This window comes from Nocardioides sp., assembly GCF_024509035.1.
GTDB lineage: Bacteria > Actinomycetota > Actinomycetes > Propionibacteriales > Nocardioidaceae > Nocardioides.
In genome coordinates, this window is the sequence record NZ_JANINT010000019.1 from 40065 (window position 1) to 51453 (window position 11389).

Below are 11389 nucleotides of genomic sequence, written 5' to 3' on the forward strand. Positions count from 1 at the left end.
GGCCGATTCCGCGACACCTGCGTCAGGTGCGTCGCTGACCCGGCGCGCCCCAGTCGACCTAGATCGACTCCTCGACGACCGCGTCCAGCTCGACCTCGACCTTCCAGCGGGGATCGAGCAGGCCCGCGACGACCACCATCGTCGAGGCCGGCCGCACCTCGCCGAAGACCTCGCCGTGCACGGCGCCGATCGCGTCGCCGTCGGCGGCCGACACGACGTACTGACGGGTGCGCACGACGTCGGCGACCGACCCGCCGAGCTCGGTGAGCGCGGCGAGGCAGATCTCCCAGCACCGCCGGGCCTGGACAGCCGGGTCGGGGTCGACGGTGCCGTCCGGCCACACGGGGGCGGTGCCGCTGACCGCGACCGTCGAGCCGACCCGTACGGCGCGGCTGAACCCGATGGAGGCCTCGAACGGCGACCCGGAGCGGGCCGAGGTGCGTGTCATGGGCGGCAGCCTAGGGGCGTCAGTCGTCCCAGCACGTCACCCAGAGGGCGGGCGTGTGGACCGACGGGTCGGCGAGGACGTCAGCGGCGCGGGACCGGCCGAGGTTCCACTCGAGCCAGTCGTCGTCGGCAGGCTCGCGATCGCCCAGCGCGCACTCGCGCAGCGCCGGGTCGACGCGGTCGAGCACCGGCACGGCGTCATCGGAGAGCCCGCGCAGGTAGGTCCAGTCGACGCGGCCGGTGTCGGCGTAGCGGTCCAGGTTGCGCTCGGCGATCCAGGCGTCCGGGTTGATCGCGGCCAGCGCCAGCAGCGCCACGACGCCGCTCAGGAGTGCGAACCGGGGGAGCCAGTCGGTCCGCAGCAGCGCGCCGCCGACCATCACCGCCAGCACGACCAGGCCGAGCCAACCCTCGAAGACGTCGACCAGCAGGCGGAGCCGGGTGAAGCCGTACGCCTCCTGGTAGAGGTTCATCCGATGCAGCGCCGAGCCGACGACGACCAGCGTCTGCAGGCAGAGCAGGCCGAGCGAGCCGCGCAGCCACATCCGGTCGGCGGTCGTGGCCAGGGGCGCCTTTCGCGCCGCCGCCCAGATCACCACGAGCGTCAGCGCCGTCGCGACCGTGAGCTGGCCGAAGCCCTGGTGGACGTACTCGGCATAGGTCAGCCCGGTCGTGCGTCGCAGGTAGTCGTGGCCGCCGAACACGACCGTCGCCTGGGCGATGAGCAGCGCCGCGAACACCGCGTTGACGACGACCACCGGCGCGAGCCACTCGAAGCGGTGGGCCACCGGCCGGGTCGGCGGCCCGTCGCGATCGACGACCGGCGGGTTGAGGGCGAGGTACGCCGCCGCGAGCACCGTGCCGGCGACAGCGACGGTGACGAACGCGCGCGCCACCAGCACGTCGGCGGTCAGGTCGGGCAGCAACGCGTCGACCCACTCGGCGAGCAACGCGTCGGCCGAGGCGAACAGCGCCCCGAACACCAGCAGTCCCAGTGCCGAGAGGGCCAGCGTGCGCAGCAGGGCCGCACCCCGGCCCAGGCCGGTGAGCACCGCCAGCGTGCGCCCCAGCCAGGGCAGTCCGCGCAGGCCGGCCAGTGGCCAGGCGAGCCCGGCGAGCACGAACCCGCCGAGGGTGCGGCCACCCGCGATCGCGCAGACGCACACCACAGCGCCCGCGAGGAGGCAGAGCACGACGATCCAGTCGGCGTCGCGCACGGCCGCGGTCGCGGCGAGCAGCACGCACAGGGCCGCGGAGGTGAGTGTGAACGGGTCGCGCCGGCGGGGGCTCGCGACCGCCACGACCGTGCCCGCGGCGAGCAGCACCAGCGCGGTGCCGATGCCGAGGTCGCGCTCGGGCAGCACGAGGCCGCCGAGCACGCCCACCGCGATCGCGCCGAGGAGCAGGGAGAGTCGGGCCGGAACGCCCCGGTCCGGCCAGGCGGGGCCGAACACGTCGTCGAGGACCGGCCGTGCAGGTACGGCGGCGGGCGAGGGTGTCGGAGCCGGTGCGGCCGGCGACGGTGGGACTGGCATGGGGTCCTCCTGCGTCGGGGACGGACGGTCGGGTGGTGAGAGGGGCAGGTCGACGCGCACCCGGGCGCCGGAACTGCCGGGGTCGGGGTCGACGAAGCGGATCGTGCCGCCGTGCAGGTCGCTCACCCAGCGGGCGATCACCAGGCCGAGACCGGTGCCGCCACCACTGTCACCGGCCGCGGCGAGGGTGCCGAACGGCTCGAAGACCCGCAGCCGGTCGTCGGGCCCGACGCCCGGCCCCTGGTCGTGGACCTCGAGCCGCAGGCGCTCGCCGTCGCGCTCGGCGGTGACCCGCACGACGCCACCTGCGGGGCTGTGCCGCGAGGCGTTGTCGAGCAGGTTGGCGACCAGCTGGTGCAGCCGGGCGGGGTCGGCGTGCAGGACCAGGTCGGCCGGCTCGACGGAGACGTCGTACGTCACCGGGCGCGCGAGCATGCCCACCTCGGCCACCGCGTCGTCGAGCAGCGTGGCCACCGCCACCGGCTCCGGGGTCAGCGGCGCCTTGCCGGCGTCGACACGGGCCAGGTCGAGGAGGTCGTCGACGAGCCCGGCCATCCGGGTGGCCTGGTCGAGCGCGGCTTGCAGCGAGGCCGGGTCACGCGGCCCCACTCCGTCCACGAGGTTGTCGAGGACCGCGCACAGTGCGGTCAGGGGCGTGCGCAGCTCGTGGCTGACGTTGGCGACCAGCTCGCGGCGCTGGCGGTCGACCGCGTCGAGGTCGCGGGCCATCGTGTTGAACGCGCGCGCCAGCGCGCCGACCTCGTCGCTGGAGGTGGCCGTGACGCGGACGGCGTAGTCGCCGGTGGCCATCCGCTGGGCGGCGCCGGTCATCTCGCGCAGCGGGGAGATCATGCCGACGGCGAGCAGCTGGGTGACCGCGAGCGCCAGCAGGATCGTCACCGGGATGCTCAGCCACACCGACACCCCGGCCGCGCGGCCGAGGCTGGCGACGGCGGCCGCGACCGTGACACTGACCGCGACGAGCAGGCCGAGCTTGACCTTGAGCGAGGCCACCCCGGCCAGTGGCTGCGGCGTCACGCCGGGCCTCCCTGGACGCCGTCCTCGAGGGCGTACCCGACGCCGTGGACCGTACGGATCCGCTCGGCTCCGACCTTGGCGCGCAGGCCCTTCACGTGGCTGTCGACCGTGCGGGTGCCCGACGCGCCCGGCCAGCCCCACACGTCGGCCATCAGCCGCTCGCGGGTCACCACGGTGCCGGGCTCGCGGGCGAGGCAGTGCAGCAGGTCGAACTCCGTGGGTGTCAGGTGCACCTCGTCGCGCTCGCGCCACACCCGGCGCGCGGCGGCGTCGAGCCGCAGGTCGGCGACCTCGATCGGTCGGCGGTCGGTCGCTGTCGTCGCCTCGGCGGCGAGCTCGGCGGCGCGCTCGACGCGACGCAGCAGTGCGGCGACCCGCGCCACGAGCTCGCGCATGCGGAACGGTTTCGTGAGGTAGTCGTCGGCGCCGACGCCGAGGCCCACGAGGATGTCGGCCTCGTCGGTGCGCGCGGTCAGCATCAGGACCGGCACCGGCCGGTCGCTCTGGATCCGCCGGCACACCTCGTAGCCGTCGTAGCCGGGCAGCATCACGTCGAGCACGACCACGTCGCACGGGTGGTCGGGCGCCTGCTCGGCGTACGTCGCCACCGCGCCCGGACCGTCCCAGGCGCGGACCACGTCGTAGCCCTCCGCCTCGAGCCGGTCGGCGACCGCCTGGTTGATCACGCGGTCGTCCTCGACGACGAGGACACGGCGGCGAGAGGTCATGCCAGCAGGCTAGGAGGCGGACCGGGGGGAGGTGGCGGAGAACATGTGGAGGTTCTGTGCAGGCCTCCGGCGGAAACCCGGATGAGCACCGTCGGTGCGGCGGCCTAGGGTGTCGGACCGTGGCCCACGCACCGGAAGACTCGATGATCCTCGCCTCCGGGCTGCGCAAGTCGTTCGGCGGCTTCGAGGCCGTCCGCGGCATCGACGTGGACGTCCGCCGTGGCGAGTCGTTCGGCTTCCTCGGCCCCAACGGCGCGGGCAAGTCGAGCACGATGCGGATGGTCGCCGCGGTCTCGCCGGTCAGTGGTGGTGTGCTGCGCATCCTCGGCCTCGACCCGGCCACCGACGGGCCCGAGATCCGCGCGCGCATCGGCGTCTGTCCGCAGGAGGACACGCTCGACACCGAGCTGACCGTGCGCGACAACCTCGTGGTCTACGGCCGCTACTTCGGGCTGCCGCGCCGTGAGGTCCGCGAGCGGGCCGACGAGCTGCTGGAGTTCGTGCAGCTGACCGACAAGGCGAACGCCAAGGTCGACGACCTCTCGGGCGGCATGAAGCGGCGGCTCACGATCGCGCGCAGCCTGGTCAACCGGCCCGAGCTGCTGCTGCTCGACGAGCCCACCACCGGGCTCGACCCCCAGGCCCGCCACGTGGTCTGGGACCGGCTGTTCCGGCTCAAGCAGGCGGGCGTGACGCTCGTGCTGACGACCCACTACATGGACGAGGCCGAGCAGCTCACCGATCGCTTGGTCGTCATGGACAAGGGGCTGATCGTCGCCGAGGGCTCGCCACTGGACCTGATCGCCGAGCACTCCACCCGCGAGGTCGCCGAGCTGCGGTTCGGCGTGGCCGAGGAGGGCGAGAGCCACGAGGTGCTGGCCCGCAAGGTCGAGGACCTCGCCGAGCGGGTGGAGGTGCTGCCCGACCGGCTGCTGCTCTACACCGCCGACGGCGAGGAGACCGTCGCCAAGGTGCACGAGCGAGGCCTGACCCCGGCGGCGACGCTCGTGCGCCGCTCCACGCTCGAGGACGTGTTCCTGCGGCTCACCGGACGGACGCTGGTCGACTGATGAGCGGCACCGCCCCCACCAACCCGCTCGCCGGCGCCGCCCGGCTCACCGACTACTGGGCGACGGTCTACCGCCGTACCTGGAAGGGCTCGGCGGTCACCTCCTTCGTCGCCCCGCTCTTCTACGTCGTCGCGATGGGCGTGCTGCTCGGCGGCTTCATCGACGCCGAGCCCGACCGGCTCGAGGGCGCGGCGTCCTACCTCGCCTTCATCGCACCGGGCCTGCTCGCCTCCCAGGCGATGACGACGGTGTTCGGGGAGACGACCTACCCGGTGATGTCGATGGTGAAGTGGCAGAAGACCTACTTCTCCATGACCGCGTCGCCGCTGTCGGTGCGCGAGGTCATCCTCGCCCAGATGGGGTTCGTGCTGGTCCGGGTCGCGATGTCGTGCGGGGTGTTCCTGCTCGTGATGGCGCCGTTCGACGTCTTCGAGTCCTGGGTGGGTGCGCTGGCCGCGTTCCCCGTGCAGCTGCTGCTCGCCCTGGCCTTCGCGACGCCCGTGTTCGCGCTCTCGGCCGGGCTCGCCGACGAGAGTCCGTTCGCGCTGATCTACCGCCTCGGGCTGATCCCGTTGTTCCTCTTCTCGGGCGCCTTCTTCCCGGTGGCCAACCTCGACGGGTGGATGCAGGTCCTCGCCAAGGCCACACCGCTGTGGCACGGCGTCGACCTGACCCGGATGCTCACCCTCGACCGGTTCGACCCCTCGACCGCGGCGGTCCACGTGGCCTACCTCGTCGTGCTCGCCGTGCTCGGCTGGTTCTGGGCCGTGCACCGGCTGACGAAGCGGATGGTGGTCTGAGTGGCGCTCGTCTCCGCGGCCGTCGGTCGCACCGCCGCGCGGCCCCTCGGGGCCGGCGAGGCCACCGGGCTGCTGCTCTACCGCAACTACCTGGCCTACCGGCGCGCCTGGTACATCTTCCTGACCGGCTTCCTCGAGCCGGTCTTCTACCTGTTCTCGATCGGTGTCGGCGTCGGCCAGCTCGTCACCGGCTTCGAGTTCAACGGCCACGAGATCCCGTACGCCGAGTTCGTCGCCCCGGGCATGCTCGCGACCTCCGCGATGAACGGCGCCGTGCTCGACGCGACGTTCAACTTCTTCTTCAAGCTGAAGTACAACAAGCTCTTCGACCAGCTCCTGGCCACGCCACTGACCACCGCCGACGTGGCCCGCGGCGAGCTGTCGTGGTCGCTGCTGCGCGGCGGCATCTACTCCGCGGGCTTCCTGGTCGTGATGCTGGCGATGGGGCTGGTGTCGTCGTGGTGGGCCCTGCTCGCCGTGCCGGCCTCGCTCCTGATCGGGCTGTGCTTCGGTGCGGTCGGGATGGCCCTGACCACTTACATGCGCAGCTGGCAGGACTTCGAGTGGGTCAACCTCGCGATGATGCCGATGTTCCTGTTCTCCGCGACGTTCTTCCCGCTCAGCGCCTATCCCACGGGCGTGGCCTGGGTCGTCGAGGCGACGCCGCTCTACCGCGGGGTGGTGCTGTGCCGCGAGCTCACCACCGGCACTGTCGGCTGGGGATCGGCGGTCTCGGTCGTCTACCTGGTGGCGTTCGGGGCCGTCGGCCTGGCGCTGGTGCGCCGCCGCCTGGACGCGCTGCTGCTCACGTGAGCCGCAGCTGCCACAGCTCGGTGTCGATCCACCGGCCGAACTTGTGGCCGACCTCGTGCAGCACGCCGGCCGAGGTGTAGCCGCACGCCCGGTGCAGCGCCTGGCTGCCCGGGTTCGGCAGCGCCACGACGGCCACCACGAGGTGCACGCCGTCGGCGCGCATCAGCCTCAACAGCTCGTCGTACAACGCGCGGCCGACGCCCGCGCCGCGCGCCTCGGCGGCGAGGTAGACCGAGCTCTCGCGCGTGCGGGCGTACGCCGCACGCGGCCGGTAGCTGCCCGAGAACGTGTAGCCGACGACCGCGCCGTCGCGCTCGGCGACCAGCAGGTGGTCGCCGGTCTCGGTGCTGGTCAAGCGCCCGACCCAGTAGTCCAGGGGCGGCGGCTCGGTCGCGAACGTCGAGATCCCGTGGTGGACCTCCTCGGCGTAGATCGCGGCGATCGCGGGCAGGTCGGCGTCGGTGGCCGGGCGGATCGCGGCCGGAGGTGGCACAGCAGCCATGGCGCCATCTTGGCGGACGGTGGCCGGATCTCGCGGGCGGCCCGTCGGTGTCGGCTGGTTGGATGTCGGCATGACGAGTGACGCCATCGTCCCCGACGGCAAGGACTGGACCTGGGTCCTCGACCGCCCGTGCCCCGAGTGCGGGTTCGAGGCGTCCCGGGCGACCCCCGACCGGTTCGCCGAGGTCGTGCGCGACAACGCGACCACCTGGCAGGCGGTCCTCACCGTCGACGGCGCCACCGACCGCCCGGACCCGGCCACCTGGTCGGCTCTCGAGTACGCCTGCCACGTGCGCGACGTGCACCGCATCTTCGACGTCCGGCTCGGGCTCATGCTCGACGAGGTCGACCCGCAGTTCCCCAACTGGGACCAGGACGAGACCGCGATCGTGGAGCGCTACGGCGAGCAGGACCCGGCCGTCGTCGCCGAGGAGCTGATGGAGGCGGCCGTGGCGGTGGCCGAGCGCTACGAGTCGGTGCCGCCCGATGCCTGGGGCCGTCGCGGCTTCCGCAGCAACGGCAGCGAGTTCACCGTCGAGAGCCTCGGCCAGTACCACCTCCACGACATCGTCCACCACGCCTGGGACGTGCGGGTCCTGGTCGGGCGGGCGACGGTGGAGTCGTACGACGCCCACGCGGCCGCCTACCGCGACGCGGCTGCGCAGCTGTCGGCGGAGGCGATCGCCCAGATCGAGGAGCTCGCCACCGAGCTCGGGCCGGGTGCCCGCCTGCTCGAGATCGGCAGCGGGGGAGGGCAGGACGCGCGCACGCTGGAACAGGCCGGTCTGAGCGTGCGCCGCACCGACATCACCCCGGCGTTCGTCGAGCTGCTGCGTGGCGCCGGGCACGAGGCCGACGTGCTCGACCCGCTGACCGACGACCTCGGCGACCCGGCCCGTCCGGGCACGCCCTACGACGGCGTGTGGGCCAGCGCCAGCCTCCTGCACGTCGACCGGACCGACCTCCCGACCGTGCTGCGCCGCCTCGCCGATGCCACCCGTCCCGCGGGCGTGCTCATGCTCTGGCTCAAGGAGGGTGACGGCGAGGGCTGGTCCACGCACGGCTCGGTCGGCGCCCCGCGGCACTTCGTCTACTGGCGCGAGGGCCCGCTGCGGGAGGTCTTGGACGGGGCGGGCTGGGTCGTCGACCGGGTCGACCACACGACCAGCACCCGCACCGGCGAGCCGTGGCTCGACGTGCGGGCGAGGCGACGGTGAGGCGGCGATGAGGCACACGGAGTTCTGGGCCCGCATGGAGGACGCGCTCGGCGGGGCCTACGCCCGCTCGTGGGCGGACATGTTCGTGATGGCCGAGCTCGGTGGCCGCACCGCCTCGCAGGCGCTCGCCGCGGGCATCGCGCCCAAGGAGGTGTGGGCAGCCGTGTGGCGGGCGCTCGACCTGCCGGCCAGCAAGCGATGAGCCAGCCCGTGGGCTCGCGTGCGCTGCCCGACGTCGTCGCCGTGCAGCGGCGCACGATGCGCACGCTCGTGGCCGCCCAGGCCGTCGGCGCCATCGGCATCACGATCGGCATCGCCACCGCCTCGCTCCTGGCGCGCGACATCTCGGGGTCGGAGAGCCAGGCCGGGCTCGCTCAGACGTTCCAGGTGCTCGGCGCAGCGGTGGCGTCGTACCTCCTGGCCCGGCTGATGTCCCAGCGCGGGCGGCGGATCGGCCTGGTGAGCGGCTACCTGCTCGGTGCGACCGGAGCGGTGCTCGCCGTGCTGGCGGGGGTGCTCGACTCGATGGTCGTCCTGCTCGTCGGGGCCGTGCTGCTCGGCGCGACGTCGGCCGCCAACAGCAGCGCGCGCTACGCCGCGACCGACCTGGCCGAGGACGCCCACAAGGGCCGGGCGCTCTCCACGGTCGTGTGGGCGACCACCATCGGTGCGGTCGCGGGCCCCAACCTCACCGGACCTTCCGGCCGCCTGGCCGAGTGGCTCGGGATCCCCGAGCTGACCGGTCCGTTCGCGCTCGGCAGCCTCGGGATGCTGGGCGCCGCGGTGATCACCTGGCTCCTGCTGCGTCCCGACCCGCTGCTGCTGGCCCGCGAGGTCGCCGGCGAGCCCGAGGAGCCGCCGAGCGGTACGGCCTGGGGGCGCGCGGTCGAGGCCGCCCGCGAGCGGCCCGTGATCGCGTTCGCGGGGTTGGCGATGGCCTGCTCACACGCCGCGATGGTCGCGGTGATGGTGATGACGCCGCTGCACATGGAGCACGGGCACGCCGAGCTGCGGGTGATCGGCGTCGTGATCAGCATCCACGTGCTCGGGATGTTCGCGTTCTCGCCGCTGGTCGGCATGCTCGCCGACCGCACCGGCCGGGCCACGGTCGTGCTCGAGGGGGCCGTGCTCCTGCTCGCCTCCCTGGTGCTCTCGGCGCGCTCGCCGGAGGGCAGCTCGTGGCAGATCTTCGTCGGCCTGTTCCTGCTCGGGCTGGGTTGGTCGTTCGTGACCGTGGCCGCGTCGACGCTGATCGCGCAGCACGCGCCGCTCGAGGCGCGCACCGACGTCCAGGGTGCCGCCGACCTGGTGATGGGCCTGACCGCGGCCGGGGCGGGTGGGCTGGCCGGCGTCATCGTCGACGCATGGGGCTACGCCGAGCTGTCGATGGCAGCCATCGGCCTGGTCGCGCTCGTGGCGATCGGCGGACTCGGCTCGCGCGTCACTGCGCGGCTGGCAGGGTGAGGACATGACGCACGCGGACGTGGCGGTGATCGGCGGCACCGGCTTCTACTCCTTCCTCGACGACAGCCCGGACGGCGTCGAGGAGCACGTCGTCGAGACGCCGTACGGCGCCCCGTCGGCGCCGATCTCGGTCGGCACCGTGGCCGGGCGCCAGGTGGCGTTCCTGCCGCGCCACGGCCGGCACCACGAGCACCCTCCGCACCGCATCCCCTACCGCGCCAACCTGTGGGCGCTGCGCTCGCTGGGCGTGCGCCAGGTGCTCGCACCGTGCGCGGTCGGAGGGCTGCGCGAGGAGGTGGCACCCGGCGACGTCGTGGTGCCCGACCAGCTCGTCGACCGCACCACCGGCCGGGCCGGGACGTTTGTCGAGACCGGGGCCGTGCACCTGCCGTTCGCCGACCCCTACTGTGCCGGTGTCTCCGCCGCGCTGCTGTCCGCGGCTCCGGACGCCAGAGCCGGGGGAGCGATGGTCGTCATCGACGGGCCGCGCTTCTCCACGCGCGCCGAGTCGCGCCACTACGCCGCGCAGGGCTGGACGCTGATCAACATGACCGGGGCGCCGGAGGCGGCCCTCGCCCGCGAGCTGCGCATGTGCTACGCCTCGATCGCGCTGGTCACCGACATGGACGCCGGCGCCGAGAGCGGCGAGGGCGTGGGCCAGGAGGAGGTGTTCGCGCTGTTCCGCGCCAACCTCGACCGGCTCAAGGGCGTGCTCGCCGCCGCGGTCGCGGGCCTGCCGGACCCCGAGGGCTGCACCTGCTCGTCGTGGGCCGACGGCATCGACCTCACCTACCTCCGACCGGGCGTCTGAGCGTCGGCGACACGCCGGGCCTCCTGCGCGGGTCGAACACGTGTTCGGGCTAGGTTGTGTCCACAGGCATGACGTGGAGCGAGGTCGTCCACAGCTGCGGCGGCGCTGATCAGGCGCTGTCGGTGGCTCGCTCTAACGTCGCCGACGTGCCTGGACCACGACGAGAGAAGAGGAAGCAGCAGATGGCCGGAGGAGACCGCGAGAAGGCGCTGGACGTCGCACTCGCCAACATCGAGAAGCAGTTCGGCAAGGGCTCGGTCATGCGTCTGGGCGACGAGACCCGCGCCCCGCTCGAGATCATCCCCACGGGATCGATCGCCCTCGACGTCGCGCTGGGCCTCGGCGGCCTGCCGCGCGGCCGCGTCGTGGAGATCTACGGCCCGGAGTCCTCGGGCAAGACGACCGTCGCCCTGCACGCGGTGGCCAACGCGCAGCGCGCCGGCGGCATCGTCGCGTTCATCGACGCCGAGCACGCGCTCGACCCCGAGTACGCGAAGAACCTCGGCGTCGACACCGACGCCCTGCTGGTCTCCCAGCCCGACTCCGGTGAGCAGGCGCTCGAGATCGCCGACATGCTGATCCGCTCCGGCGCGCTCGACCTGATCGTCATCGACTCGGTCGCCGCGCTCGTGCCGCGCGCCGAGATCGAGGGCGAGATGGGTGACAGCCACGTCGGTCTCCAGGCCCGCCTGATGAGCCAGGCGCTGCGCAAGATGACCGGTGCGCTCAACAACTCCAAGACCACCGCGATCTTCATCAACCAGCTGCGCGAGAAGATCGGCGTGATGTTCGGCTCGCCCGAGACCACGACCGGTGGTCGGGCGCTGAAGTTCTACGCCTCGGTCCGCCTCGACGTGCGCCGCATCGAGACGCTCAAGGACGGCACCGACATGGTCGGCAACCGCACCCGCGTCAAGGTCGTCAAGAACAAGGTCGCCCCGCCGTTCAAGCAGGCCGAGTTCGAC

Annotated in this window: 12 protein-coding genes; 8 read left to right on the forward strand and 4 right to left on the reverse strand. The window is 73.1% G+C overall.

What is annotated here, in order from left to right; all coding sequences use genetic code 11:
* Positions 1-58: 58 nt before the first annotated feature.
* Genes Q0L15_RS02135 through Q0L15_RS02145 form a run of 3 tightly spaced genes read right to left on the reverse strand, consistent with a single transcriptional unit; the run spans position 59 to position 3748 of the window.
* Positions 59-448 carry a RidA family protein gene (locus Q0L15_RS02135; protein WP_296601916.1) on the reverse strand — a complete coding sequence of 130 codons (390 nt, stop codon included), beginning with the start codon at positions 446-448 and terminating at the stop codon, positions 59-61.
* A 19-nt stretch (positions 449-467) separates the two neighbouring features.
* Positions 468-3020 (reverse strand): DUF4153 domain-containing protein, encoded by a 2553-nt coding sequence (locus Q0L15_RS02140; RefSeq protein ID WP_296601918.1) that lies wholly within the window; start codon positions 3018-3020, stop codon positions 468-470.
* Complete coding sequence (locus Q0L15_RS02145) at positions 3017-3748, reverse strand: response regulator transcription factor (RefSeq protein WP_296601919.1); 732 nt, start codon at positions 3746-3748, stop codon at positions 3017-3019. The genes Q0L15_RS02140 and Q0L15_RS02145 overlap by 4 nt, the downstream gene beginning before the upstream one ends.
* A 143-nt stretch (positions 3749-3891) precedes the next feature.
* On the opposite strand from Q0L15_RS02145, the gene Q0L15_RS02150 reads away from it, so the two are divergent.
* Genes Q0L15_RS02150 through Q0L15_RS02160 form a run of 3 tightly spaced genes read left to right on the forward strand, consistent with a single transcriptional unit; the run spans position 3892 to position 6431 of the window.
* Positions 3892-4818, forward strand: coding sequence for an ABC transporter ATP-binding protein (locus Q0L15_RS02150; protein WP_366939525.1), 927 nt, complete (start codon positions 3892-3894; stop codon positions 4816-4818).
* Positions 4818-5618 carry an ABC transporter permease gene (locus tag Q0L15_RS02155; protein WP_296601921.1) on the forward strand — a complete coding sequence of 267 codons (801 nt, stop codon included), beginning with the start codon at positions 4818-4820 and terminating at the stop codon, positions 5616-5618. Before Q0L15_RS02150 ends, Q0L15_RS02155 begins: the two co-directional genes overlap by 1 nt.
* Positions 5619-6431, forward strand: coding sequence for an ABC transporter permease (locus Q0L15_RS02160; RefSeq protein ID WP_296601923.1), 813 nt, complete (start codon positions 5619-5621; stop codon positions 6429-6431).
* Here the strand turns inward: Q0L15_RS02160 and Q0L15_RS02165 are convergent.
* Positions 6424-6933 (reverse strand): GNAT family N-acetyltransferase, encoded by a 510-nt coding sequence (locus Q0L15_RS02165; RefSeq protein WP_296601925.1) that lies wholly within the window; start codon positions 6931-6933, stop codon positions 6424-6426. The genes Q0L15_RS02160 and Q0L15_RS02165 overlap by 8 nt on opposite strands.
* A 70-nt stretch (positions 6934-7003) precedes the next feature.
* On the opposite strand from Q0L15_RS02165, the gene Q0L15_RS02170 reads away from it, so the two are divergent.
* The 5 genes from Q0L15_RS02170 to recA form a co-directional block, all read left to right on the forward strand.
* A complete protein-coding gene (locus Q0L15_RS02170) occupies positions 7004-8149 on the forward strand; it encodes a methyltransferase domain-containing protein (RefSeq protein WP_296601926.1) in 1146 nt (381 codons plus the stop codon).
* Between the two features lie 7 nt (positions 8150-8156).
* On the forward strand, positions 8157-8351 hold the full coding sequence (locus Q0L15_RS02175; RefSeq protein WP_296601928.1) for a DUF3046 domain-containing protein: 195 nt from the start codon (positions 8157-8159) through the stop codon (positions 8349-8351).
* The gene (locus tag Q0L15_RS02180; protein ID WP_296601929.1) at positions 8348-9613 is read left to right on the forward strand and encodes an MFS transporter; all 1266 of its coding nucleotides are present in this window, start codon (positions 8348-8350) and stop codon (positions 9611-9613) included. The genes Q0L15_RS02175 and Q0L15_RS02180 overlap by 4 nt, the downstream gene beginning before the upstream one ends.
* 4 nt (positions 9614-9617) lie before the next feature.
* Positions 9618-10424: an S-methyl-5'-thioadenosine phosphorylase gene (locus Q0L15_RS02185; protein WP_296601931.1), complete on the forward strand. Its 807-nt coding sequence runs from the start codon at positions 9618-9620 to the stop codon at positions 10422-10424.
* Positions 10425-10606: 182 nt separating this feature from the next.
* Positions 10607-11389 (forward strand): recombinase RecA (recA, locus tag Q0L15_RS02190; protein ID WP_296601932.1); only part of this gene is annotated, 783 nt, incomplete at its 3' end.

What these genes read in the sequence shown, in the direction of transcription:
- Q0L15_RS02185 (WP_296601931.1), top strand. Translation starts at nt 9,618, where the DNA reads ATGACGCACGCGGACGTGGCGGTGATCGGCGGCACCGGCTTCTACTCC.
- Q0L15_RS02150 (WP_366939525.1), top strand. Translation starts at nt 3,892, where the DNA reads ATGATCCTCGCCTCCGGGCTGCGCAAGTCGTTCGGCGGCTTCGAGGCC.
- Q0L15_RS02155 (WP_296601921.1), top strand. Translation starts at nt 4,818, where the DNA reads ATGAGCGGCACCGCCCCCACCAACCCGCTCGCCGGCGCCGCCCGGCTC.
- Q0L15_RS02135 (WP_296601916.1), bottom strand. Translation starts at nt 448, where the DNA reads ATGACACGCACCTCGGCCCGCTCCGGGTCGCCGTTCGAGGCCTCCATC.
- Q0L15_RS02180 (WP_296601929.1), top strand. Translation starts at nt 8,348, where the DNA reads ATGAGCCAGCCCGTGGGCTCGCGTGCGCTGCCCGACGTCGTCGCCGTG.
- Q0L15_RS02145 (WP_296601919.1), bottom strand. Translation starts at nt 3,748, where the DNA reads ATGACCTCTCGCCGCCGTGTCCTCGTCGTCGAGGACGACCGCGTGATC.
- Q0L15_RS02165 (WP_296601925.1), bottom strand. Translation starts at nt 6,933, where the DNA reads ATGGCTGCTGTGCCACCTCCGGCCGCGATCCGCCCGGCCACCGACGCC.
- Q0L15_RS02170 (WP_296601926.1), top strand. Translation starts at nt 7,004, where the DNA reads ATGACGAGTGACGCCATCGTCCCCGACGGCAAGGACTGGACCTGGGTC.
- Q0L15_RS02175 (WP_296601928.1), top strand. Translation starts at nt 8,157, where the DNA reads ATGAGGCACACGGAGTTCTGGGCCCGCATGGAGGACGCGCTCGGCGGG.